Annotated in this window: 22 protein-coding genes and 1 pseudogene; 11 read left to right on the top strand and 12 right to left on the bottom strand. The window is 71.0% G+C overall.

What is annotated here, in order from left to right; translation table 11 throughout:
• Positions 1-46 precede the first annotated feature (46 nt).
• The gene (locus NLX86_RS07315; protein ID WP_254370784.1) at positions 47-1,504 is read right to left on the bottom strand and encodes an MFS transporter; all 1,458 of its coding nucleotides are present in this window, start codon (positions 1,502-1,504) and stop codon (positions 47-49) included.
• Between the two features lie 533 nt (positions 1,505-2,037).
• Between NLX86_RS07315 and NLX86_RS07310 the strand changes: the two genes are divergently transcribed.
• The 3 genes from NLX86_RS07310 (at position 2,038) to NLX86_RS07300 (ending at position 8,354) form a co-directional block, all read left to right on the top strand.
• Positions 2,038-4,197, top strand: a complete 2,160-nt coding sequence (locus tag NLX86_RS07310) for an asparagine synthase-related protein (protein ID WP_254370783.1) — start codon at positions 2,038-2,040, stop codon at positions 4,195-4,197.
• 78 nt (positions 4,198-4,275) lie between these two features.
• The gene (locus tag NLX86_RS07305; protein WP_254370782.1) at positions 4,276-6,978 is read left to right on the top strand and encodes a SpoIIE family protein phosphatase/ATP-binding protein; all 2,703 of its coding nucleotides are present in this window, start codon (positions 4,276-4,278) and stop codon (positions 6,976-6,978) included.
• A gap of 170 nt (positions 6,979-7,148) precedes the next feature.
• Positions 7,149-8,354: a cytochrome P450 gene (locus NLX86_RS07300; RefSeq protein WP_254370781.1), complete on the top strand. Its 1,206-nt coding sequence runs from the start codon at positions 7,149-7,151 to the stop codon at positions 8,352-8,354.
• A gap of 48 nt (positions 8,355-8,402) precedes the next feature.
• Here NLX86_RS07300 and NLX86_RS07295 read toward each other — a convergent pair whose 3' ends face one another.
• Positions 8,403-9,224: a diacylglycerol kinase gene (locus tag NLX86_RS07295; RefSeq protein WP_254370780.1), complete on the bottom strand. Its 822-nt coding sequence runs from the start codon at positions 9,222-9,224 to the stop codon at positions 8,403-8,405.
• A gap of 185 nt (positions 9,225-9,409) precedes the next feature.
• On the opposite strand from NLX86_RS07295, the gene NLX86_RS07290 reads away from it, so the two are divergent.
• The 4 genes from NLX86_RS07290 to NLX86_RS07275 all read left to right on the top strand — a co-directional run bounded on the left by NLX86_RS07290 (position 9,410) and on the right by NLX86_RS07275 (position 12,726).
• Positions 9,410-10,693, top strand: a complete 1,284-nt coding sequence (locus tag NLX86_RS07290) for an adenylosuccinate synthase (protein WP_254370779.1) — start codon at positions 9,410-9,412, stop codon at positions 10,691-10,693.
• Between the two features lie 319 nt (positions 10,694-11,012).
• A complete protein-coding gene (locus NLX86_RS07285; protein ID WP_254370778.1) occupies positions 11,013-11,921 on the top strand; it encodes a helix-turn-helix domain-containing protein in 909 nt (302 codons plus the stop codon).
• 113 nt (positions 11,922-12,034) lie between these two features.
• Positions 12,035-12,301 carry a hypothetical protein gene (locus NLX86_RS07280; RefSeq protein WP_254370777.1) on the top strand — a complete coding sequence of 89 codons (267 nt, stop codon included), beginning with the start codon at positions 12,035-12,037 and terminating at the stop codon, positions 12,299-12,301.
• A complete protein-coding gene (locus NLX86_RS07275; protein WP_254370776.1) occupies positions 12,298-12,726 on the top strand; it encodes a hypothetical protein in 429 nt (142 codons plus the stop codon). The genes NLX86_RS07280 and NLX86_RS07275 overlap by 4 nt, the downstream gene beginning before the upstream one ends.
• Before the next feature lie 339 nt (positions 12,727-13,065).
• On the opposite strand, the gene NLX86_RS07270 is transcribed toward NLX86_RS07275, so the two are convergent.
• The 5 genes from NLX86_RS07270 to NLX86_RS07250 form a co-directional block, all read right to left on the bottom strand.
• A complete protein-coding gene (locus NLX86_RS07270) occupies positions 13,066-13,266 on the bottom strand; it encodes a hypothetical protein (RefSeq protein WP_254370775.1) in 201 nt (66 codons plus the stop codon).
• 160 nt (positions 13,267-13,426) lie between these two features.
• Positions 13,427-13,702: a hypothetical protein gene (locus tag NLX86_RS07265; RefSeq protein ID WP_254370774.1), complete on the bottom strand. Its 276-nt coding sequence runs from the start codon at positions 13,700-13,702 to the stop codon at positions 13,427-13,429.
• Positions 13,703-13,706: 4 nt separating this feature from the next.
• Positions 13,707-14,168 (bottom strand): hypothetical protein, encoded by a 462-nt coding sequence (locus NLX86_RS07260; RefSeq protein WP_254370773.1) that lies wholly within the window; start codon positions 14,166-14,168, stop codon positions 13,707-13,709.
• A 491-nt stretch (positions 14,169-14,659) separates the two neighbouring features.
• Positions 14,660-14,896, bottom strand: a complete 237-nt coding sequence (locus NLX86_RS07255; RefSeq protein ID WP_254370772.1) for a DUF397 domain-containing protein — start codon at positions 14,894-14,896, stop codon at positions 14,660-14,662.
• Positions 14,893-15,729 carry a helix-turn-helix transcriptional regulator gene (locus NLX86_RS07250; protein ID WP_254370771.1) on the bottom strand — a complete coding sequence of 279 codons (837 nt, stop codon included), beginning with the start codon at positions 15,727-15,729 and terminating at the stop codon, positions 14,893-14,895. Before NLX86_RS07250 ends, NLX86_RS07255 begins: the two co-directional genes overlap by 4 nt.
• A 125-nt stretch (positions 15,730-15,854) precedes the next feature.
• On the opposite strand from NLX86_RS07250, the gene NLX86_RS07245 reads away from it, so the two are divergent.
• The 3 genes from NLX86_RS07245 (at position 15,855) to NLX86_RS07235 (ending at position 17,832) form a co-directional block, all read left to right on the top strand.
• The gene (locus tag NLX86_RS07245) at positions 15,855-16,283 is read left to right on the top strand and encodes a hypothetical protein (RefSeq protein WP_254370770.1); all 429 of its coding nucleotides are present in this window, start codon (positions 15,855-15,857) and stop codon (positions 16,281-16,283) included.
• A 186-nt stretch (positions 16,284-16,469) separates the two neighbouring features.
• The gene (locus tag NLX86_RS07240) at positions 16,470-17,084 is read left to right on the top strand and encodes a hypothetical protein (protein WP_254370769.1); all 615 of its coding nucleotides are present in this window, start codon (positions 16,470-16,472) and stop codon (positions 17,082-17,084) included.
• A 13-nt stretch (positions 17,085-17,097) separates the two neighbouring features.
• Positions 17,098-17,832, top strand: coding sequence for a hypothetical protein (locus NLX86_RS07235; RefSeq protein ID WP_254370768.1), 735 nt, complete (start codon positions 17,098-17,100; stop codon positions 17,830-17,832).
• Positions 17,833-17,892: 60 nt separating this feature from the next.
• Here the strand turns inward: NLX86_RS07235 and NLX86_RS07230 are convergent, their stop codons facing one another.
• The 3 genes from NLX86_RS07230 to NLX86_RS07220 form a co-directional block, all read right to left on the bottom strand.
• A complete protein-coding gene (locus NLX86_RS07230; protein ID WP_254370767.1) occupies positions 17,893-18,645 on the bottom strand; it encodes a hypothetical protein in 753 nt (250 codons plus the stop codon).
• 16 nt (positions 18,646-18,661) lie between these two features.
• Positions 18,662-19,216 (bottom strand): sigma-70 family RNA polymerase sigma factor, encoded by a 555-nt coding sequence (locus tag NLX86_RS07225; protein ID WP_254370766.1) that lies wholly within the window; start codon positions 19,214-19,216, stop codon positions 18,662-18,664.
• Between the two features lie 205 nt (positions 19,217-19,421).
• On the bottom strand, positions 19,422-21,053 hold the full coding sequence (locus NLX86_RS07220; protein ID WP_254370765.1) for a serine/threonine-protein kinase: 1,632 nt from the start codon (positions 21,051-21,053) through the stop codon (positions 19,422-19,424).
• A 71-nt stretch (positions 21,054-21,124) separates the two neighbouring features.
• Here NLX86_RS07220 and NLX86_RS07215 point away from each other — a divergent pair.
• Positions 21,125-21,541, top strand: a pseudogene (locus tag NLX86_RS07215) (VOC family protein); the annotation flags it as partial.
• 100 nt (positions 21,542-21,641) lie between these two features.
• Here NLX86_RS07215 and NLX86_RS07210 read toward each other — a convergent pair.
• Complete coding sequence (locus NLX86_RS07210) at positions 21,642-22,253, bottom strand: MarR family transcriptional regulator (RefSeq protein ID WP_254370956.1); 612 nt, start codon at positions 22,251-22,253, stop codon at positions 21,642-21,644.
• Between the two features lie 34 nt (positions 22,254-22,287).
• A complete protein-coding gene (locus NLX86_RS07205; protein ID WP_254370764.1) occupies positions 22,288-22,911 on the bottom strand; it encodes a DJ-1/PfpI family protein in 624 nt (207 codons plus the stop codon).
• Between the last annotated feature and the right edge of the window lie 151 nt (positions 22,912-23,062).

The following is a 23,062-nucleotide window of genomic DNA, read 5'->3' as shown; positions in this document are numbered from 1 at the left end:
GCCCACTGACAATGCCCTCAAACCAGGAGGCGAGCCGAGAAGTGGTTCAGGCAGGTGCCACCAGCAGCGGGCGGGCCCGTTCCCGCAGTTCCGCGACGCGCGGCTCGTCTCCGTACGGCTCCAGCCGGTGCAGCAGATCCCGTACGTACTCCGTCGTACGCGCCGACGAGATCCGCCCGGCCACCTCCACCGCCCGCGTCCCCGCCGCGCACGCCGCGTCCAGGTTCCCCGACTCCAGCTCGGCGACCGCGCTGACCACCAGGCGCAATCCGTGCGAGCGGACGAACTCCTCCGTCGGCCGGGACAGCGCGTGCTCGGTGAAGCGGCGCACCTGCCGCGGGGCCTTCAGGTCGCGGTAGCACTCGGCGGCGTCCGCCGCGAAGCGGTCGTACGAGTAGAAGCCCAGCCAGGTCGGATCGGCGTCGCCGTCCCGCGACCGCTCCAGCCACCCCTCCGCCGCCTTCAGCGAGGTGCCCGCCGCCTGCGAGTCGCCCGCCTTGGCGTGCGCACGCGCCTCCACCAGCCGGAAGAAGCTCATGGTGCGGGCGGTGGCCAGACCCCGGTTGCGTTCCAGGGCGGCCTGCGCCAGGTCGACCCCCTCGTCGGCGAAGTCCCGGTAGGTGGCCTGGAGCGACATCGACGCCAGGACGTACCCGCCCAGCGGCACGTCCGCCGCCGCCCGCGCGAGCCGCAGCGCCTGGATGTAGTACCGCTGGGCGGCCTCCTGCTGGCCGGTGTCGAAGGCCATCCAGCCGGCCAGCCGGGTCAGTTCGGCCGTCGCGCCGAAGAGCGCCCGGCCGACGTCGTCGGAGTACGAGCCGAGCAGCAGCGGCGCCGCGTCGACCCGCAGACACTCCGGGACCATCGAAGAACGCCAGTCCCCACCGCCGTACTTGGAGTCCCAGCGCCGCGCGTCCTCCGCCGCCTCGCGCAGCTTCGCCACGTCGCTGTGGCCGACGCGCTGGGGCGATGCGTCGGATCCGGCCTTCGCCTCGGCGCCGCCGGCCGGGCCGCCCGCCTCCGGTGCCTCGCGGGCGACCGAGCTGTCGGCGGGCGTTATCAGCCAGCGCGAGGCGGGCGTCGCATAGGCGGTGACGGCGAACGATCCGGCGAGCGACTGCCAGATCCCGCCGCTCCCGGCCCGCCGCCCGGCCAGATCCAGCCGGTACAGGTCGGTGGCCGAACGCACCGCCGCCCCGACGTCGCGCGGGAACGCCAGCCCGACCTCCGGCGCCGGATCGGCGTCGGCCAGGCCGATTTCGTGCAGCGGGACCGGGCGGCCCAGCTTGGCGCCGATCGCCGCCGCGATGAGATGCGGCGCGGCGCCCTGCGGCACCATTCCCTTGGAGACCCACCGGGCCACCGAGGTCTTGTCGTAACGAAGCGTCAGCCCGCGCTGCGCGCCGAGGTCGTTGACCCGTCGCGCGAGTCCTGCGTTGCTGATACCCGCGACGGCGAGGACGGTGCCGAGCTTCTCATTCGGCTCACGGAGCTCCCTGGTCATGCGCCACACCCCTCGACACACAGACGGCCGCCGGGGCATAGGCACCCGGCATTCGTAAACCCAGCGTAGTTCGCCGCATCCCAAGCGTTAAGAGGCAATGTTCCGTATGGCGAGATTGTTGTCCGCCTCCGTGGGTGCGGCAGAAGCACTGTGCTCCCGGTGTGTGGCCGTGCGCCTGTGTGTGCGCTCTGGTCCGGCCATGGGGGGAGCGCTTCCATGTGGGGTGCGTGGGTCGGCCCACTGCACTGGGTTCAGTGGGCTGGGGGACACCGCCGTCTCAATCCCCGCGGGCGGCGGACCGGTCCGGGAGGCGAACAGCGCCTCCCGGACCGTGCGTTCACCGCCCACACGCGAAGGCGCGAGATTGGCTGAATGGCGCCTATGGCGCGGATCGCCAAATACCCCCTTCCGGGGGTGCATTCGCTTGCTGACGCGCGCTCCGGAGCCCCTCCCGTACGCCATGGTCGTGGCAGCATGGTCCCGAACTGATTCGATGCGTGCGGTGTAGTTGTCCACAGCCTGTGGAGGCGGCGATGCGGTGGTTGGTGGGGTGGAGCAGTATCGCCGCAAGTTTTGGTACGGCCGGGGCGGTCGGAAACGGAGTGGCCGACAGCGACTCCGGGGCCTCCTCAGAAGCCCGCACCGTGCACCCCGTCGGCTCCCAACTCCTGTGGGGCGACCCCGATCCGCTGTGGGCCGTGGGCGACTGGCGCCCGGACGAGATCCGTACCGTCACCGTCGACAGTCCCCCTGGCTCCTACCCCAGAGCTACGCCTGGGAGGGACCCCCAGGGGACCCCCATCACCCGGCTCGCCGTCCTCGGCTGCTGCGGAGCGAGTGACGAGGAGCTGCGGGTGGGCCTGTTCGCGGCCCGCGGCGGAGCGCTGCGCCATCTGACGAACTGGCCCGGCAGCTACACGGCCGTCGTCCAGGTCGGCAGACGCATCACCGTCGTCGGCGATCTGGCCGGCGCGCGGCCGGTGTTCTACACCCCCTGGGCGAACGGCACCGCGTACGCCACCGCCGCCCTGCCGCTCGCCGACCTGATCGAAGCCCAGTTGGACATCGGCCACTTGGCCGCCCTGCTGGCCTGCCCCGACGTGCCGGAGGCGCTGCGCGACGGCACGCCGTACGCCGGGGTCCGGCGCATCCCGCCCGGCCACGCGCTCATCCTGCGCGAGGGCTCGCGTGAGATCACCGGGTACGAACCGGTCGCCTCACTCGCCGTCGCCGCGCCCCAGGTCGAGGCCGCGCGGGCGGTCGACGGCGTGCGCGAAGCGCTCGTCGAGGCGGTACGGGCCAGACTCACAGCCCCCCGGCACGCGCCCGAGCCCCTGCCGTACGACCCCGGGCCCGTCCCGGGCATGGGCCCCGCCGAGCGCCGCGCCGCCCGCGGCGGTCCCGCCCCGGGCATCGGCGCGGACCTGTCCGGCGGCAGCGCCTCAGGCACGCTGGCGCTGCTGGCCGCCGGACTGCCGGGCGTACCGGGCACGATCCTCGGCCACGGCACGGGCGCGGGCGAGCGGCTGCTCGCCGTCACCTTCAACGACCTGGCCACGCGGGGCCGCGAGGCCGAACTGGAGCGGGCCCGCGCGATCGCGGCCAACCCGCGGCTGCACCACGTCGTCGTCGCGGCCGCGGAAGAGGCTTTGCCCTACGCGGAGTTGGAGGGCCCCCTCACCGACGAGCCGGGCCCCTCCCTCATCACCGCCGAGCGCCACCGCCGCCGGCTCGCCGCGGGCAGCGCGGACCACTTCGTCGGCCACGGCGCCCGCCAGGTCCTGGACGCGCACCCGGCGCGGCTGGCGGACCTGTTGATGGACCGCCGCCGGCGCCACCTGCTGCGCCCGGTCGCCGCACTCGCCAAGGCCGACGGCCCCTCGGCGCACTCCCTCTTCGTCCCGCTGACCGTGTACCGGGCGGCGCGGCGGCTGGCCCGTACGTCCTACCGAGCGGGGATCGAGGACGCGGCCACGCGCCTGCGTACGTACGACTTCGACGACTCGGCCGGGGTGGTCGACGCCTCCGTGGCCGCGCTCGCGTGGTCCCGGCCCGGTCCGGCGGCGCGCTGGCTGACCGGCGAGGCGCTGGCTGAAGTATCGGTTCGCCTGCACGCGTCGGCGACCCGCCCCGCCTCGGTCCTGCGCCCCGGGGAGGCCCGCGCCCGCGCGGCGCTGGCCCGGCTCGCGGCCGACCACCGGGTCTTCGAGCAGGCTGCCGAGGTCCGCAGCCAGCGGCTGCACGCGCCGTTCCTGGACAACCAGGTCGTACGGGCCGCCCGCGCCCTCCCGGAGGCGCTGCGCGTCCAGCCGGGCGCCCGCGCCGAGATCCTCCGTACGGTCCTGTCCGGCGCCGGGGTACGCGACCTTCCGCCCGGCTGGGGTGCCACCTCCCAGGCCGCGTCGGCGGCGGCGGTCCGCGCCGGCCTGCGCGCCGCGGTCGGCGACCTGATCACCCTCTTCGACGCGCCACTGCTGGCCGACGCGGGCCTGGTCGAGGCCCGGGTCGTCCGCAAGGCGCTGCGCGCGGCGGCGGAGGGGGAGGCGGTCCCGCTGGACGGCATCGCGGAACTGGTCTCCACGGAACTCTGGCTGCGCCGCCTACTGGCCCGCCGAGGAACCTGCTGGACAGGCACGGCGGCCCCGCGTCAACGAGCGGTGGCGGGCGGAGTCGTCCCGCGACCGAGTCTGTAGGCCCAGTCCACGCGATCATGCCGGGCTCAGACCTCATCGTTTGGCCGCAGAGCACCTTGCGGTGTTAGAACTACAAATGTGGTCAAACTTCTCGACCGATTCCGGAGCGCACCGGTTCGGTCACGGACCGACAAGCATCCCCGGAGCGTCGCCGGGCAGGTCTTCATCCTGCAGGTGGCCGTGGTGGTGCTCCTCGTGGCGACCGCGGTGCTGGCGCTTGTGCTGCAGTCCCGGCACGACAGCAGCACGGAGGCGAAGCGCCGTTCGATTGCCGTCGCGGAGACGTTCGCGCACTCTCCGGGCGTTCTTGACGCGCTGAGGGCCCCTGATCCCTCCAAGGTGCTCCAGCCTCTCACCGAGGCGGGGCGGAAAGCGGCCGGCGTCGACTTCATCGTGGTGATGGACACGAAGGGGATCCGCTACACGCATCCCCAGCCGGACCGGATCGGGAAGAGGTTCGTCGGCACCATCGAGCCCTCGCTGGCCGGCCGTGTGTACACGGAGAGCGTCTTCGGCCCGCTCGGCCACGAGGTACAGGCGGTCGTCCCCGTCCACGATCGCAGGGGCACGGTCGTGGCCCTGGTATCCGCCGGCATGAAGGTCGAGAACGTGACCAGCGTGGTGGACCGCCAGCTGCCGATCATCTTCGGCGCCGGAGCGGCCGCGCTCGCCCTGGCCACGGCCGGGACGGCGCTGGTGGCCAGGCGGCTGCGGCGGCAGACCCACAGTCTGGGCCCGGCCGAGATGACCCGCATGTACGAGCATCACGACGCGGTGCTGCACGCCGTCCGCGAAGGTGTGCTCATCCTCGGCAACGACGGTCAGCTGCTGCTTGCGAACGACGAGGCCAGGCGGCTGCTGGATCTGCCGCCCGACGCCGAGGGGCGGCACGTCTCGGAGCTGACCAGCCTGGAACCCGGCACGGTGGAGCTGCTGACCTCGGGCCGCGTGGCCACCGACGAGGTGCTGCCGGCCGGGGAGCGGTTGCTTGCGGTGAACCAGCGGCCGACGGATCGTCACGGTGGCCCCAGGGGGACGGTCGCGACCTTGCGTGACTCCACGGAGCTGCGGGCGCTGTCCGGCAGGGCGGAAGTGGCCCGCGAGCAGCTGAAACTGCTGTACGACGCCAGTCTGAGCATCGGTACCACCCTCGACGTGGTGCGTACGGCCGAGGAACTGGCAGAGGTCGCGGTTCCCCGGTTCGCCGACTTCGTCAGTGTCGATCTGGCCGACCCGGTCCTGCGCGGGGAGGAGCCGGCGGGTACGGGCACGGACATGCGCCGCACCGCCGTCCACGGCATCCGGGAGGACCATCCCCTCTATGAGCTCGGCCGTCTGATCGACTTCCTCCCCTCCACACCGCAGGCACGGGGTTTCGGCAGCGGCCGGTCGGAGCTGGTGCCCGACCTGTCCGCCGCGCCCGGCTGGCATGCCCAGGACCCGGAGCGGACACGGCTGATCGTCGAGTACGGCATCCATTCGCTCATCGCGGTGCCCGTCCAGGCGCGGGGCGTCATCCTGGGCGTGGCCAACTTCTGGCGCTCGGAAAAGCCCCAGCCGTTCGAGGAGGACGACCTGTCCCTGGCCGAAGAACTGGTCGCCCGGGCGGCGGTCAGCATCGACAACGCCCGCCGCTACACCCGTGAGCACACCCTGGCCGTGACTCTGCAGCGCAGCCTGCTCCCGCAGGCTCTGCCCGAGCAGAGCGCCCTCGATGTCGCCCACCGCTACCTGCCGGCGATCTCCGGGGTGAGCGGCGACTGGTTCGATGTGATCCCGCTTCCGGGCAGTCGCGTGGCGCTGGTCGTCGGGGATGTCGTCGGTCACGGCCTGCACGCGGCCGCCACGATGGGACGGCTGCGCACGGCCGTGCACAACTTCTCCACACTCGACCTGCCGCCCGACGAGATTCTCAGCCACCTCGACGACCTGGTCGGGCGCATCGACCAGGACGGGGTGGGGGCGGAGGTCGGTGCGGAGGTCATGGGCGCCACCTGCCTGTACGCGATCTACGATCCCGTCTCCCGCCACTGCGCCATGGCGCGGGCCGGGCACCCCGTGCCCGCGCTGGTCCACCTTGACGGCAGTGTGTCGTTCCCCGATCTGCCGGCCGGGCCGCCCCTGGGCCTGGGCGGTATGCCGTTCGAGACCGCCGAACTGGATCTGGCAGAGGGCACGCAACTCGTCCTCTACACCGACGGGCTCATCGAGGACCGCACGCGGGACATCGACGTGGGGATCGAGCTGCTGCGTCAGGCCCTGGCGTCCCATCCCGACCGGCCGCCGGAGGAGAGCTGTCAGGCGGTGCTCGACGAGCTCCTGCCCGGCCGGCCGAAGGACGACACGGTGCTGCTCATCGCCCGCACACGGGTGATCCCGCCCGACCAGGTCGTCGGCTGGGACGTGCCCTTCGATCCCGCAGCCGTGGCAGGGATGCGTGCCGCCGTGGCCGAGAAGCTGGACGACTGGGGTCTGTCCGAGCTCGCGTTCGCCATGGAGCTGGTGCTCAGCGAGCTGATCACCAACGCTATCCGCTACGGCTCCGCACCGCTCACGGTGCGCCTGCTGCGCGACCGCACCCTGACCTGCGAGGTGGCCGACGGCAGCAGCACCTCCCCCCATCTGCGGTATGCGGCCACGATGGACGAGGGAGGCCGCGGCCTGTTCCTCGTCGCGCAGATGGCCGAACGCTGGGGCACTCGCTACACCCCCCTGGGGAAGGTCATCTGGGCGGAGCTGTCGCTGCCCCAATCCGGCGGGAGCCTGGACGGCACGGGGTAGTTCGACGCCCCCCGTTCGAAGACCGGCCGTGGTGGCCCGGTCGCGCATGGCCGGCTCACCTGCGCCGGGGCGCGTACTGGGGTAGGCGGCCCCCGTGTCGGGGTAGGCGCGGGGCCGCCTACCCCGACACGGGGGCTCCGCCCGGGCCAGGCCGGCGGTAACGTCCCCGCATGGCAGCCTTTGATCCCTGGTCACCCGACTTCGTGGCCGATCCCTATCCCGCTTATGCCGCCCTCCGCGCCGGCGGCCGCGCGCACCGCTTCGCGCCCACGAACCAGTGGCTGATCCCGCACTACGCCGACGTCAGCGCCCTCCTGCGCGACCGCCGGCTCGGCCGGACGTACCTCCACCGCTTCACGCACGAGGAATTCGGCCGTACGCCCCCGCCCGCCGCGCACGAGCCATTCCACGTCCTCAACGGCAACGGGCTGCTCGATCTGGAGGCCCCGGACCACACCCGTATCCGGCGGCTGGTGTCGAAGGCGTTCACCCCCCGTACCGTCGAGCAGCTCGCCCCGACCGTCCAGCGGCTGGCCGCCGAGCTGGTCGACGGTCTCGTCGCCGACGGCGGCGGCGACCTGCTCGCCGCCGTCGCCGAGCCGCTGCCCGTCGCGGTCATCGCCGAGATGCTCGGCATCCCCGAGTCCGACCGGCCACTCCTGCGCCCCTGGTCGGCAGACATCGTGGGGATGTTCGAGCTGAACCCCACCGAGGAGACCGCGGCACGCGCGGTCCGCGCGTCCGTCGAGTTCTCGGCGTACCTGCGCGAGCTGATCGCCGTACGGCGCGAGGCCCCTGGCGACGACCTCGTCTCGGCGCTCATTGCCGCCCACGACGAGGGCGACCGGCTCAGCGAGCAGGAGATGATCTCCACCTGCGTGCTGCTGCTGAACGCGGGCCACGAGGCGACGGTGAACACCACCGCCAACGGCTGGTGGACGTTCTTCCGGCACCCCGACCAGCTCGCCGCCCTCCGCGCCGCACCGGACGCGCTGCTGTCCACAGCTGTGGAGGAGCTGATGCGCTTCGACACCCCGCTGCAGATGTTCGAGCGATGGGTGCTGGACGACATCGACGTGGGCGGGACCGTCATCCCGCGCGGCTCCGAGGTCGCGCTGCTCTTCGGCTCGGCCAACCGCGACCCCGCCCGGTTCGAGAACCCGGACGTCCTCGACGTCGCCCGCAAGGACAACCCGCACATCACCTTCGGCGCCGGCATCCACTTCTGCCTCGGCGCCCCGCTCGCCCGCCTAGAACTGGCCGCGTCCATCGGTACGTTGCTCCGCGCGGCCCCCGAGCTCCGGCTCGCCGCCGAGCCCGAGTGGCAGCCGGGCTATGTGATCCGCGGGCTCAAGGAGCTGCTGGTCGAGGTCTGATGCAGGGCCCCACGGCACGGTCAGCCGTCAGCCGTCAGCCGTCAGCCGTCAGCCGTCAGCCGGCACCGTCAGCGACCACGCGCCCGGCCACACCGTCCACGTCCGCGTCCGTACCGGCCCGGCCACCGCCGCGTCCGCCCGGTAGCGGAAGTCCGCCCCGGACACCGTCACGGCCAGCGCCCGCGCCCGTACGGGATCGGCCGCCCGGGGGCGTACGACCACCTCGGCCAGGCCGCCCCGCGTCGACAGCGACACGTCCTCGACCGGCTGGTCCAGATCGCTGAGCAGCACCCCGTCCGCCTCCACCCGCAGCCGGTACGTACCGGCGGGCGGCCCGGCGGTGGGCGGCGCGGGCCGCACCAGGGTGCGTACCAGCGACCGGCAGGCATGCCACACCGACACCGATCCGACGGGCGCGGACTTCGCCGTGAGCGCCGGGATGCGCAGGTCCCCGAGCACGACCCCGTCACTGTCGTCCACCAGCAGGTCCAGCCGCCGTTCCGCTCCGTCCAGTACGGCACGGGCGGCCGCCACCGTACTCGCCGGGACACCGAGCGAGCGGGCCAGCGCAAGGGCGGAGGCGGCGCCCACCGGCACCAGCGACAGCGCGCCGCAGTTCAGCTCGCGCTCGCGGTGCAGCAGGGCCACTGTCCGGGCGAGGGTCCGGTCGTCACCGACGATCACGGGCCGGCGACTGCCCCGGCGGGCGAGCGCCCGCGCGAACTCCTCGGGTCCGTCGGGAAGGCAGACCTTCGCGGACGCGCCCGCGCACAGCACGTCTTTCGCGATCCGTACGGACTCGCCGTCGTGGCGGCGGGCGACCGGGTCGACGAGCACAAGCAGGGGGTCCAGCGGTCCTGCGTGTCTCATGGTGGGCTCTGGAGCCGACACCTCGGTCCTTCCTCGGGTAGCATCTTTGTGCAAGAGCCCCTTGCGCTATTGCGCCAGGGGCTTCGTCTATTCCGGGGTACCGGTCCGACGGCTCAGTCCTGCGGTGTACATCGTCGTACGCCCCCTGACCTTGGACATGCCCCGCCCGGAAGGGGTGTACGCCTGTGCCCGCACTTGTGCTGCTCGGTGCTCAGTGGGGTGATGAGGGCAAGGGAAAGGCCACCGACCTCCTCGGTGGATCTGTGGATTATGTGGTGCGCTACCAGGGCGGTAACAACGCCGGTCACACGGTCGTCGTAGGCGACCAGAAGTATGCGCTCCATCTCCTCCCTTCCGGAATCCTCACGCCGGAATGCACTCCGGTGATCGGTAACGGAGTCGTCGTCGACCCGGCGGTCCTGCTCTCCGAGCTGAGCGGGTTGAACGAGCGAGGCGTCGACACGTCCAAGCTCCTGATCAGCGGTAACGCTCACTTGATCACGCCGTATCACACGACCGTCGACAAGGTGACGGAACGGTTCCTTGGCTCGCGCAAGATCGGTACGACCGGTCGCGGCATCGGTCCGACGTACGCCGACAAGATCAACCGCGTCGGTATCCGCGTCCAGGACCTCTACGACGAGTCGATCCTGACCCAGAAGGTCGAGGCCGCTCTCGACTTCAAGAACCAGATCCTCGCCAAGCTCTACAACCGGCGCGCGATCGACTCCGCGAAGATCGTCGAGGAGCTGCTCGGCTTCGCCGACCAGCTGAAGCCCTTCGTCGCCGACACCACCCTGATCCTCAACAATGCCATCGACGACGGCAAGGTCGTCCTCTTCGAGGGCGGCCAGGGCACGCTGCTCGACGTCGACCACGGCACGTACCCCTTCGTCACCTCCTCGAACCCGACCGCGGGCGGCGCCTGCACGGGCGCGGGCGTGGGCCCGACGAAGATCAGCCGCGTCATCGGCATCCTGAAGGCCTACACCACCCGCGTGGGCGCAGGACCCTTCCCGACCGAACTCTTCGACGAGGACGGCGAGGCGCTGCGCCGCATCGGCGGCGAGCGCGGTGTGACCACCGGCCGTGACCGCCGCTGCGGCTGGTTCGACGCGGTGATCGCGCGGTACGCGACGCGGGTCAACGGCCTGACCGACTTCTTCCTCACCAAGCTGGACGTGCTGACCGGCTGGGAGCAGATCCCGGTCTGCGTGGCGTACGAGATCGACGGCAAGCGCGTCGAGGAGCTCCCGTACAGCCAGTCCGACTTCCACCACGCGAAGCCGGTGTACGAGTACCTGCCCGGCTGGACCGAGGACATCAGCAAGGCGAAGACCTTCGCGGACCTGCCGAAGAACGCGCAGGCGTATGTGAAGGCGCTGGAGGAGATGTCGGGCGCGCCGATCTCGGCGATCGGCGTGGGCCCGGGCCGCACGGAGACGATCGAGATCAACTCGTTCATCTAGTACGGGCTGTACGCACCCCCGCGCCCCCGGCAGGCTTCGGCCCGCCGGGGGCGCGGTCTTTTCACTCCGAAGGGTGAACTGGAAAGCGCTCGCGCGGGCATATGCCAACCCCGCCGCCGACGCCGAATCCGGCAGAACCGCAGGTCGGCCCCGGCCCGATTGCCGGCCTCCGGGTCCCCGGACGCCGGTGCGGGGCAGGGGAGTTGGGGCTTGCGTTGCTCACGCTGTGTGGTTGTACAGTCACGGCACACGAAACGTGAGAAAGCCCCCGCGGTGCACGAACACCCGGGGGCCAGACACCAGGAGCCGAAACCTCCCAATGCGCATTCACCGTACAACGCAGACCCGCGCCTTCTCCACCTTCGCCAACGCCCTGTTGCGTGACCGGTCCATCTCGTGGTGCGCGGCAGGCGTACTGATGTACCTCCTCAGCCTCCCCTCCGGCGCCCGCGCCTCGATCCGTTCGCTCGCCGAACAGCGTAAGGAGGGCCGCTCCCGGATCTCCGACGCCCTGCGTGAGCTGGAGAAAGCGCGCTATCTGCGCCGGGTGGTCGTCAAGAACCCCGAGTCGGGTCTGCTCTCCACGCGGTACGAGGTGTTCGACACGCCGTACGACGCGACGGCCGAACCGGGTGAGCCGGTGGTGCGGGAAGTTGGCCGAAACCTGGCCTCCGGTGAACCGGGCGTCGGCGTGTCGGGCCCGCTTCCGAAGGAAGAAAAGACGGGGGAGAAAGAACCTCCCTCCCCGCCGGTCCCGGCTTCGGCTCCTGCTCCTGCCCCGGAACTGAGTCCGGCGGCGGACCTGCTGCGCTCGTTCGCCCGCCACGAGCCACGGCTCGACATCAGCGCCGCCGCAGCGGAGCGGCTCGCCCCGCTGGTTGAGCAGTGGCAGGCGGCGGGCGTGACCGGCCAGGCCCTGCGGGCCGCCCTGACGGACGGCCTGCCCGCGCCCATCCACTCCCCGGCCGCGCTGCTGGAGGACCGCCTGCGCCGCAAGATGCCGTCCCCGCCCGCTCAGCCTGCCCCGGCGCCGATGCGGGCGCCCCGGCTGCAAGCGGAGTGCGAGGAGTGCCGCGCGCCGATCCCGCAGCCGGGCCGGTGCCGTGGCTGCGTGCCGGGGGCCGAGCGGTTCCGTACGACGGCCGAGAAGGGCTTCATCGAGGCGGCACTGCGCGGCGGCGCGGCGGCACGGGCACTACTGCGGGGCGGGTGCGCGGCCGCGACGTAGGTCGCACCTAGACGTCCCGGCCCGAATACGGGCCGGGTCCTTCGAAGAAATGGAGTGACGTGACCGTCACACTCGCACGCCCAGAGGTGGTATACCGTCGGTATACTGTCGCCATGGCTGACACCACGATCAAGGTCGACCCCGCTGTCCGAGATCGTCTGCTGGAGCTGGCGCGGGAGCGGGGGATGACCATGCGCGATCTGGTCGCCCAGCTGGCCGGCGCTACCCCCACCAAGGAAGAACTGCGCAAGCAGTACGAGGAGACGAAGTCGTACGTCGAGGAGCACTTCCTCGGCGGGCCGTACACCGAAGAGGACGAGCGGGCCGGCGAAAAGCTGTGGACCGACCTGAAGGCCGGTCGACTCGGGGAGGTCCAGTGACGGACAAGTACCCCCCGCCGCGCGCCGTCGTCTTCGACGACACGGCCGCCCTCGCGCTCGGCGCCGGAAACCGGATGGCTTCCCGGCTGGTGGTCGAGGCCGAGAAGGACCCCGCACTGCGCGTCTACATCCCAGCGCTCTGCCTCGCTGTTGCCGAGCGGGACCGGGCCGGAGTGGCTGAGCATGTGGGCGCACTGCCGTCGGTGGACATCACGGAACTCGACTTCGTGGCGGCTGCGGCCGTGGGCAAGCGGCTGCGCACCGAGGCCGTGGCCAAGGGGATGGAGGACTGGAGTGGCGCACATGCGTTGCACCTCGCCCTGCCTTCCGTCGAGTGGCCGAGGGGGCGTCCGGTACTGACGAGGATCCCCACCCGCTACAAGGACACAGGCATCAGGACCATCCTGATCGTCGGGCAGAACTGACCCGCTGACGGACGGTGCGGTGCCCGGTCACGACCGGGCACCGCACCGTAAGCGGTGCCCGGCCGTGCGTTGTGCGGCAAAACCCAGGGCCGCCCGGTTTGAGAGTTTGGCGGGCCCCGTCTCCCTGTAAAGAGCGCTCCTGCGTCGCGTCGCTGCGCGATTCCGCTTCGCTCCACCCTTGACAGCGAGCCGCGTCCCGCTGGTGCAACTTTGTTGTCGGGCGGCCCCGGGGAGCGGGGCCCGGCACATCAGCTGCTCGGGCGGCCGCGCATTGCTCAGTGGCCGCCGGCCGGTGGGTGGTTGCGGGGCGCGGCAGGCCGGGGGGACAGATGACTCGCCTCAGCCGGTGACGTACGTCCTGCCGAGGACATTGGCGTGCTCCAGGACATCCTCGAGCGGATCGTCGATCTGACCCGTCGAGATCAGCGTCACTCGGGGCGCGTTGTGCGAATTGGTGTGTGTCTCGTCGGCGTACGCGGTCCCGGCCGGCAGCACACACGCCAGCACCGTGGCGCCGAGCACGGTCAACTTGATCTTCATGTCGTTTCCTCGCCTTGCCTGTTCATCGGATCCCACGTCGAACTGGGTATCCATCCAATCGGCTCAAAGGTCACGGCAGAAGGCGCAAGGTCATCCGAACCGGTTGCGGCTCCCAGCTTGGGTGGCGGCCGTCCCTGCGAGGGGACGGCCGCCACCGTGTTCAGACCAGCAGAACTGCGCTCGCGGCGACCGGCGCGCAGCTCGCTGCGACGCATCCGGCCACGCGGAGCGTGGTCGGCCTCTTCCGGGTCATATCGAGCCACGCATTGGCGCATGCGAGAGCCGAGCATCCGACGAGCACCCATACGACCACTGACCCCACCGTGTGGGCGACGGTGAAGCGGGCCAGGGTGAGGGCTGCCGCTGCGCATGCGAGCGCGACGAACCAGTCGGCGCCTGTCGTGCGGTAGCGGTCAAAGGCGTTCTGCTGGGTCATCGGATCAGCCCGAGATGAGGAGCTTGATAAGCTGGTCGACGCCGTAGCCGCCGAGGGCGCTCACGGCAAGCCGGACGGGGTGGTACCACTTGAGGTCGCCGGCCCACTTGACGAAGGACTTCGAGCCCTTCTTCGCGGCGCTCACAGCGCTGTCGTAGAACTTGCCGCCCTGCTTCTTGATGAGGGCGAACGCTGCCTTGGCGGCGGAAGACGCGGCAGAGCGCGCTTCCACCTGGGAGGCCTTGTTGCTCGCGACGGCGTTGACGGTGCGCTGCTCATCGGCCGAAAGCTGTGAGGCGAGCTCGGGGGTGGCGAGCAGGGTGCGCGCCTGGCCGGAAGTCAGCGCAGGCGCGGTCTGGGCCAGCGGCTGGGGTGCGGTAGCGGCGTGGGCAGCGGTGCCGGCGGTGCCGATGGCTATCGCGGCGATCGCGGTCGCGGTGGCGACGCGGATGGTGTGACGGTTCACGTTGTTCTTCCCTGTCATGAAGGCAGGGGGGTGCCGTTTGTTCGGCTGTACCTGCGCGCGCATGGTCAGAGCGCGCACGATCCCCCGTTGCGGTTCTCTGCGCATCGCTGGTCTGGCGATGCATCAAAAACACTAACCGCCACACCAATTCGTGATCGACAACTCCGATGTGGTATCCGTCACTGCTCTGTTGACGCTGATGTGGGACAGCGGCGCGGTCGCCGTCGACCCCTGCGGCAGGGGCCGGCCATCACCTGACCAGGTACCCACCGTCCTGTGGCCGGGCGCGGACCGTCATGGGCACGAACGATCCCCGGGCCCCGCCCCGGGGGCCGCCCCCCGCTCAGCAGTCAGCGGCGGAGGGCCGGGGGTCACGGGTGGCCGAAGGCCATCGCGCAGCGACGCGACGAAGGAGCGCCCTTGATGCCCGGCCCGGAGCCGCCCACAATCACCGGCCGGGCGGCCCCCTTCCCGAACAACTCGCTCCCGGATCAGGATGCCCAGCCGACGAACGCCGTCCAGGCGCCTGGCGGGAGGGCGAGCGCGGGTCCCTCCGGGTTCTTCGAGTCCCGGACGTGGATGGTGTGGGGGCAGGCGGCGACCTCTACGCAGTTCCCGCCGCCGCTGTCGCTGTAGCTCGACTTCCGCCAGTCGAAGGCGATCTCGACGCAGTTGCCGCCACCGTCGTCGCTGTAGCTGGACTTGAACCACCGCAGGGTGCTGGTCATTGCTGCTCTCCTGCCAACCGCTCGATGAGGCCCAGGGATTCGTCAGGGCTCAGGGCCTGTGCGCGGATCTTCGCATAACGGTGCGAGAGGCGGGAGACGTCGGCGGGGTCACTGATCAGAATGCTCTCGTCCTCGATCTCCATGTAGACCACATGCCGGTGTTCCCTGGTCTCCACCAGTTTCATGGGGCCCCGCGCGCCCGCGTAGGAACCGCTCAGTCCCCGGTCCAGCGGGAGCACCTGCGCGGTGACATTGACCCGTCGTGCGTCCTCGGCGAGCGACCGCAGCTGACCTCGCATGGTCTCCCAGCTGCCGAACGGCCGTCGTAGTACGGACTCCTCAAGGATCAGCTCGATCAGCGGCAGCGGATCGCGGTCGAAGAGCGCTTTGCGGGCCATCCGGGCCTCGACCAGCTCCTCCATCTTCGCCTCGGACACGGCCGGGAAACCGCCGCGGATGAGCGCACGCGCGTACTCCTCGGTCTGGAACAGGCCGTCCACCACATGCGTTTCGTACGACGAGATCGTCAGCGCCTCGGCCTCCAGTCGGCTGAAGTGCCGGAACCGCGCCGGGTACTTGTCCATCAGTACGAACTCCCGGGCCTTGTCGAACAGCCCGAGCCCCGCCCCGATGGCCACCTCCAGACTGGTCAGCATCTGGTCGCTCGCCGGCTGCGCGCATGTCTCCATCGCGCTGATCGCCGAGGCCGTGAAGCCCGTCTTCTCGCCCACTTCCTTCTGAGTGAGGTTCTGCTTCTCACGCATCATGCGGGCGATCTCCGCGACGTAACGCGTAGTCGCCCCCGCCACTTCCTTGTTCTCCGCTCGCGCCATCGCGGTCACCGCCCGACTCAACCGGACTCAACCGGTCTCCAACAGTCAGCGCCGATTTCGCACCGTATTCGGCGGTCGACGCAGGGTCATGGAAAACGCTAGCCCCGTCGGCCGAAACTGTCCCCGTGAATACGGAAAGTCACCAGAAGATCCCGTGGGTCCCAGCCTCCGGCTTCCAACTCCGCAAGGCAGGAGTCCAGTTCGACGCCGTACGCGTGGACGGCGATCCCGGTCGGCAACTGGCCGATCTCATGGAGGACATCACGGGCGGCGAGCCGGGCCCGATCGTGATGGAGGCCAATGGGCGGCGGTCGGTGTACTTCCTGGTGGTGCCCGGCAGTACGGGCCACCGCGCCTGGCCGGCCGGGGTCACCCGGCTCACCGCCGGGCCCGGCCTGGTCTGCTACATCCCCGTCCCCGCCCTCAACGGTGCCACCTGGCCGCTGTCATGGCGCTGCCCGCCCACCGCAGAGCACCGGTTCGGCCACGCGCTGCTGCTCTACTACGCGCTGGCCGCGCTGCGCAGCCCCCGCAGCGCAGCATGTGACCGCTGAGGCGTGAATTGGCTCGGGAGTGACTTATTCCCCTGTTCTTTCGCTCGTTTGTTCGCGATTGAGTTTCTCCTGTGACCGAGCAATCCGCTTTCACTCTGCCGGGGGAAGCAGCAGCAGGTCCGGCGGCTCGGGGACGCGGACGGATCGGTGTGCGTGATCATCGACCAGGTACGCAAAGGGGAGCAAGTGATCAGACCAACTCGCGGAATCCGCAAGTCCATTGCGGCCTTCGCGGCCATTGCGCTGGCCGGAATAGGTGCCACCACGGCATCCGCGGCCATCACCGACAGCATGTACCCGACCGCGAATACGCCGTGGTCGTGCACCGACGGGGAAATGGGTGACGGCTTCTGCAGGACGGACAACGACGCCCTCACCGTCTGGCTCCAGGGAACCGTGTCGAGTGCGGGAAAGACAAAGGTGAAGAACGCACTCAACGACCAGTACAACCCCACCGATCTCAACGTGGGCTACCCCGGTAGCCCCAGCTACAGCGGCGGATCCGAGACGGACATCGTCTACCAGTCGGGTTCCACACCGTCGGGGAGCCGGGGTATCGCCTGGTGCAACGACTCGGTCGGAGGGAACAAGTGCGACCAGCACTACGTCCGCTTCGCCTCCAGCAACCCGCCCGCCAGCACCACCTGCCATGAGACGGGTCACGCCGTCGGGTTGACGCATGGCCAGAACGCCTCCCCCCGGCTGAGCCAGACCGACTCCCGACTGGCCTGCATGGTGACGCCGTCGGCAGTCGCCTCGCTGGGAGCACACAACAAGTCCATGATCAACTCGGCGTACTGAGGGGGGCCTGACAGTGAAGATCACACGCAGCAGAAGGCTCGGCGCTCTGGCCGCCACGGTCGTGGCCGGGTTACTGGTCGGGACATGGATCGGGACCCCCGGTTCCGAACCCCGTACGGAAGCGGACGGCGTGGTGATCGCTGACGCCGATGACGTGTCGCCGTCGGTGACGGGTACGGACTGGGTCACATACGCCGATCAGGTGGTGGTGGTCCGGCCGGTCGCGGAGAAGGAGATCCCGCCGAGCGCGGACGAGCGGGAGGCGGGCGAGGGATACATCGGCCGTTCGGTGACTCTGGAGGTCGACGGGGTCCTGTGGAGCCGAGCCGGAGCGCCCACCGCTCCGGCATCCGTGACCCTCGACGTCGCCGGGTGGACGTTCCAGGGCGACCAGCGCCGGAAGTTCGCCGTACACGACAGCCCCCGGCTGGAGAAGGACCACACGTACATCGTGGCCCTGGCCCGTCTCCAGGACGGTACGTGGTCGGCGCTGGGCAGCAGCGCCGTCCTGCCCTACGACAACGAAACCATCGGCAGGGGTGAATCCGAAGGCACGACCCGCACCCCGCCGGCCCCCGGCCCGCTGTCGGCCGAAGCACTGGAAGCGCCCGGTGCCAACAGTGTGGAGACGCTGACCAGTGGCCGCGCCGCCGACGCGCTCGTCTCCGTGCTGAAGGCTGCGACACCGGCGCCGACACCGGCGCCGACACCGGCGCCGACACCGGAATCGGCACCGGCGAAGAACTGATTCTTCCGGCCGGCCAACGCCGCAGGCCCCACCTCCCAAGCCGGGAGGTGGGGCCTGCGGTCACTGCGCCTTGGCGTAGCGCTCCTCCGGCGGCAGGCTCGCGTACGGGGCTGCCGCCGGATCCGGCGGGGTTCCCTTCAGCAGATCCACCAGCGACCTGGCCGGCTTTCCGTTCACTCGCTCCTCGACGCTCCCCGCCTCATGTCCGTCCGGCGGAGTGGGGTGGTTGGTGCCTTCGGATTCACCCCTGCCGATGGTTTCGTTGTCGTAGGGCAGGACGGCGCTGCTGCCCAGCGCCGACCACGTACCGTCCTGGAGACGGGCCAGGGCCACGATGTACGTGTGGTCCTTCTCCAGCCGGGGGCTGTCGTGTACGGCGAACTTCCGGCGCTGGTCGCCCTGGAACGTCCACCCGGCGACGTCGAGGGTCACGGATGCCGGAGCGGTGGGCGCTCCGGCTCGGCTCCACAGGACCCCGTCGACCTCCAGAGTCACCGAACGGCCGATGTATCCCTCGCCCGCCTCCCGCTCGTCCGCGCTCGGCGGGATCTCCTTCTCCGCGACCGGCCGGACCACCACCACCTGATCGGCGTATGTGACCCAGTCCGTACCCGTCACCGACGGCAGCAGATCATCGGCCTCCGGGACGGCAACCGGCCCGCGACCGCCCTCACCAGGGCCGTCCCCGGCCGGCAGGATGAAGAGTGCCGCGGCGGCTGCGCCCGCCGTCAGCGCGGCGCCCGCCCACAGCGCCGGCCTCCGGACACGCCGTGGCGCCTCCGTCGATCGCGCCTGCGCCGATGTAATGTCCACCCGCCCTGCGGCCACTTCACGCTCCGTCCGCTCCGGTACCCGATGTACTCCGGCTGCCGGATCGTGGGCCGAGAGCAGTGCCCTCACCCGTTCCACGTCCTTGCCCATCGTCAGCTCCCTTCCCGCTCGATCCGGAATCGTTCAAGGCTGCTTCCAGCAACTTGCGGGCACGGTGCAGCCGTACGGAGAAGGCGGCCGTGCTGCAGCCGGCCACCCGTGCCGCCTGTCGGACCTCCAGCCCGTCCCACGCGACCAGCACTAGCGCCTCCCGCGCCGTCTCCGGCAACCGGTCCAGGGCGTCGGCGGCCGCGATACGGTCCACGGCGCTCTGCTCCGCGGCCGGCACCGGACGGTCGTCACCGGCGGCCACGAGCAGCTCCCGCAGCCGGTGCCTGCGGCCGGTGGACCGCACCGTGTTCGCCACGACCAGGCGGGCGATCCCGTACAGCCAAGGCAGCGGTTCACCTCTGACTTCGGCCCTTCTGCGCCAAGCCGTCAGATACACCTCGGACAGCGCGTCTTCCGCCGCTTCGTACGGCAGCCTGCGCCGCAGGAACCGGAGGACGGGCACGCAGGTGTCCCGATAGACCGCTTCGAACCTGCCCCACTCATCCAATCGCCCGTCCTCCCGAATACGAAGCCGCGCCAGAGTGCCTCACACCCTGTATGTGTCCGGGAGCCGCGCTCTCTTACAGCCTCATACGGCCTCTTACAGCGCGATGCGCATCGGCCTCCGCCCGAAGCGGGGACGCGGGGACGCGGGGGAGTCCGCTCTCTCAGCCCACCTTCGTGTACGTGACGGGCGTGCCCGTGCTGCCCACCAGCTCCCGCACCAGCGTCCGCTCGTCCGGCATCTCCAGCCGGCTCCACTGTCCGGGTGCACACTTCACCGGGTCGCCGAAGGTGACCTCGGACGGGCCCAGTTCCAGGGGCGGGCCGGAGGCGCGGAGCGTGGCCGTCCAGCGGCAGTCGTAGGTCGGGCCGCTGCCCGTCAGGTCCATCACCGTGTCGCCCGTCCCGCCCTGACCGATCCTCAGGACACGGGTGTGCGTGCCGTCGTCCGTCTGGAAGGTGGCCCGCCAGGTTCCTACGTACGCGACGGGGACGCCGTTCTCCCCCGACGGGGTTGGGGACGGGGACTCCGACGTCGTCGACTGCTTCGGGTCCGTCGTGCTCGTGCCTGTACCCGAGGCCGTCGGCTCCTTCCTGCCGCCGTTGCCGTGGTCCTCGCTCATGACCGCGTACACCCCGCCGCCCGCGCCGAGCGCCACCACCAGCGCCACCGCGACCAGCGCAGCCGTCGCACGGCCGTTGCGTCGGGGCGGTTCCGGGGCCGGTGGCGGGCCGTACGCGGGTGTGGGGCCGTACCCGTACACCGGGGGCGGTGGGGCCGGGGCGTGGGCCGGTGGGGGTATCGGGGGGCCGATGACCGTCGGCATCGCATGCACCGGACGGGTCGCCCGGGGCGCCGGGGACGGCGGCTCCGGGCCGGAGTCCTCGGCCTCCAGCAACTGGACGGCGTGGCGGCCCAGTTGGGCCACGAGCGCGGCCGGCAGCCAGGGTTCCAGCGCGCGGCCGTCGCTCACCGTGTCGTTGGCGCCGACCCGGGCGAGGATGTCCGCCGGAGCGGGGCGCGCGGCCGGGTCCTTGCGGAGGCAGTCACGTACCAGATCCCGCAGCGAATCCGGCAGCGCGGCGAGATCGGGCTCCTCCTCGGCGATCCGGTACATCAGCGCGTGCACTCCGCTGTCCGCGGCGCCGAAGGGCAGGGCGCCGGTCGCCGCGTACGCCAGTACCGAACCCAGGCAGAACACATCGCACGCGGGCGTGACCGGGGTGCCGCGTACCTGCTCGGGGGCCATGAAACCGGGGGAGCCGACCAGTGCGCCGGTGCGGGTCAGGCCGCCGTCGGTGACCGTCTCCAGGGCACGGGCGATGCCGAAGTCGATGACACGCGGACCGTCGATCGTGACCAGGACGTTCGACGGCTTGAGGTCGCGGTGGATGAGGCCGGCCGCGTGGATGTCCTGGAGCGCGTACGCGAGTCCGGCGGCGAGGATGCGCACCGAGCGCTCGGGCAGCGGGCCGTGGTCGGTGGAGATGACGGTCTGCAGGCTGGGCCCGGCCACGTACCCCGTCGCGAGCCACGGCACCGGTGCTTCGGTGTCGGCGTCGAGGACGGGCGCGGTCCACTGGCCGCCCACCCGGCGCGCGGCCTGCACCTCCTGGCGGAAGCGGCTGCGGAACTCCTCCTGCGCGGCCAGTTCCTCGCGTACCAGCTTGACCGCGACCGTACGGCCCCGTTCGGAGCGGGCCAGATAGACCTGGCCCATGCCGCCGGCGCCGAGGCGCGCCAACAGCCGGTAGGCGCCGATTCTTTGCGGGTCGCCGGGTCCCGTTCTCTCCATGGCTGCGCAGTCCCTCCCCCGTGCTGAAGGCAGTGCCGCGAGCGCCCGCCCCATAGGACAGGAACTGACCTATGGCCGACCTAGTGTCGGTCTCGCGATCCAAGTGCCCAAGTGCCCAAGTATCCGAGGAGACAGCCATGACTGTGAAGCCGGTTCCCGAGGGCTGTACGACCGTTACGCCGTGGATCATCGGACGCGACACGGCCGGTCTCATCGACTACCTGACGGCGGCCTTCGGCGCCGAGGAGATCACCCGGGTCGTCGGTGACGACGGCAGCATCGGCCATGCGGAGGTCCGGATCGGCGACGCGGTCGTGATGATGTTCGACGCGCGGCCGGACTGGCCGCCCACGCCCGCTTTCCTGCGGCTGTACGTCGAGGACGCGGACGCGGTCCACCGGCAGGCGGTCGCGGCCGGAGGCGCGTCGGTGACCGAGGTGACCCATCTGTTCTTCGGCGACCGGGTCGGGCGGGTGCGCGATCCCTTCGGGAACCTGTACTGGATTCAGACGCGGGTGGAGGACGTCAGCGAGGAGGAGATGGCGCGGCGCCTCGGTGACCCGGTGTTCACCGAGGCGATGGACTACGTCACGAGCGCGAGGTTCTTCCCGGAGCCGGAGCCGGAGCCGGGCTCGGAGCCGGGCTCGGGGCCGGGCTCGGGGCCGGGCTCGGGGCCGGGCTCGGGGCCGGGCTCGGGGCCGGGCTCGGAACCGACGCCGACGCCGACCCCGTAGCCGTAGCGGACCCCGCCGGCTCGCTGACGGCCTCCATCGCCTTCGACAGCCTCTCCAGCACCCGTACCGTCTCGGCGAATCCGCCCTCGCCCAGCGCGCCGGCGAGCCGCGCCGCCAGCTCCGCGTGGCCCGGGCCGATCCTGCCTATCGCGGCCCGGCCCTCCTCCGTCGGGCGGAGCAGCTTGGCCCTGCGGTGCGCGGGGTTCGGTACGTACTCGGCGAGGCCCTTCTCCGCCAGCAGGTCAGCGATCCGCTGCACGCTCTGCCGGGTGATGCCCATCGCGCGGGCGATACCGGCGACGGGCAGCGGCTCGTTCAGTACGGCGCCGAGGACCTGCCACCAGGCCGCGGTGAGGCCGGCGGGCCTGGCCAGCTCCTCGGAGACGGAGAGGAACTGCCCGTTCAGCCGGAAGACGTCCAGCGCCGTCCGGCTGAGCAGATCCTGCTGTATCCGGTCACCAACCACCCGGTCACCAACCACCCGCTCACTCGCCACTCCGTCACTCAACGCCTGCTCCTTCCGCGGCCATGAGGACTTCGTACGCGCTCAGGTCGGAGTTGTGGAAGAGCCGGTACCACGCGTCCAGTACCTCTCCCTCGTACACGCCGAGCTTGCCGAAGACCTCGCGCGCGAACGCGACCGGCTCGGTCGGGCCCGCCGTGATCAGGTCGCCGCCGGTGACCGCGTCCGTCTCGACGTACCGCTCGCCGCCGCCGTAGCCCGTGGCCGCGAGGTAGCCGGCCGCCGCGCTGGTGTGCGCGCGGTCGTCGAGCAGGCCCTCGCGGGCCAGGCCGGCGGTGGCCCCGCAGATCGCGGCCACCGGCACGCCGGCCGCCAGGAACTCGCGCGCCTTGCGGGCGAAGGGGGCGAGCTCGTCGCCCATGTCCCAGAGTTCGGCGCCCGTCAGGATCAGCATCGAGGCGTCCGCACCGGAACCGGGGTGTACGTCGTCGATCGCGAGGTCGGGCTGGATGCGGACGCCACCCATGGTGCTGACGGGGTCGAGCGAGCGGCCGACGGTCTTGATCTCGTAGCCGTGCTGGGCGAGGTGCGCGGTGGTGTGGCCGGTCTCCCAGTCGGCGAACGTGGGGTAGACGGCCAGGTAGACGGTCTTGCTGGTCATAACAGCTCCTTCATCTCGACCCCCGTGGTGCCGATGTGAGTATCCTGTCAAAAAGACAGCATGCTGTCAAGGTGGGGTCGAGATGGACCGGGAACGAACCCGGAACCAAAAGCCCCCGAATCCGGCCGACACACTGTCGCGGCGAGCCCCC

The sequence above is a fragment of the Streptomyces sp. A3M-1-3 genome, from assembly GCF_024213665.1.
In the GTDB taxonomy this organism is placed as follows: Bacteria; Actinomycetota; Actinomycetes; order Streptomycetales; family Streptomycetaceae; genus Streptomyces.
Note: the sequence above shows the minus strand (reverse complement) of the source record. Positions and strands in the feature narration are given on the sequence as shown.

Bases quoted from the DNA above. Each gene is read 5' to 3' on its own strand.
- NLX86_RS07315 (WP_254370784.1), bottom strand. From the start codon at position 1,504: ATGACCAGGGAGCTCCGTGAGCCGAATGAGAAGCTCGGCACCGTCCTC.
- NLX86_RS07310 (WP_254370783.1), top strand. From the start codon at position 2,038: ATGCGGTGGTTGGTGGGGTGGAGCAGTATCGCCGCAAGTTTTGGTACG.
- NLX86_RS07300 (WP_254370781.1), top strand. From the start codon at position 7,149: ATGGCAGCCTTTGATCCCTGGTCACCCGACTTCGTGGCCGATCCCTAT.
- NLX86_RS07295 (WP_254370780.1), bottom strand. From the start codon at position 9,224: ATGAGACACGCAGGACCGCTGGACCCCCTGCTTGTGCTCGTCGACCCG.
- NLX86_RS07285 (WP_254370778.1), top strand. From the start codon at position 11,013: ATGCGCATTCACCGTACAACGCAGACCCGCGCCTTCTCCACCTTCGCC.
- NLX86_RS07280 (WP_254370777.1), top strand. From the start codon at position 12,035: ATGGCTGACACCACGATCAAGGTCGACCCCGCTGTCCGAGATCGTCTG.
- NLX86_RS07270 (WP_254370775.1), bottom strand. From the start codon at position 13,266: ATGAAGATCAAGTTGACCGTGCTCGGCGCCACGGTGCTGGCGTGTGTG.
- NLX86_RS07265 (WP_254370774.1), bottom strand. From the start codon at position 13,702: ATGACCCAGCAGAACGCCTTTGACCGCTACCGCACGACAGGCGCCGAC.
- NLX86_RS07255 (WP_254370772.1), bottom strand. From the start codon at position 14,896: ATGACCAGCACCCTGCGGTGGTTCAAGTCCAGCTACAGCGACGACGGT.
- NLX86_RS07250 (WP_254370771.1), bottom strand. From the start codon at position 15,729: ATGGCGCGAGCGGAGAACAAGGAAGTGGCGGGGGCGACTACGCGTTAC.
- NLX86_RS07220 (WP_254370765.1), bottom strand. From the start codon at position 21,053: ATGGAGAGAACGGGACCCGGCGACCCGCAAAGAATCGGCGCCTACCGG.
- NLX86_RS07205 (WP_254370764.1), bottom strand. From the start codon at position 22,911: ATGACCAGCAAGACCGTCTACCTGGCCGTCTACCCCACGTTCGCCGAC.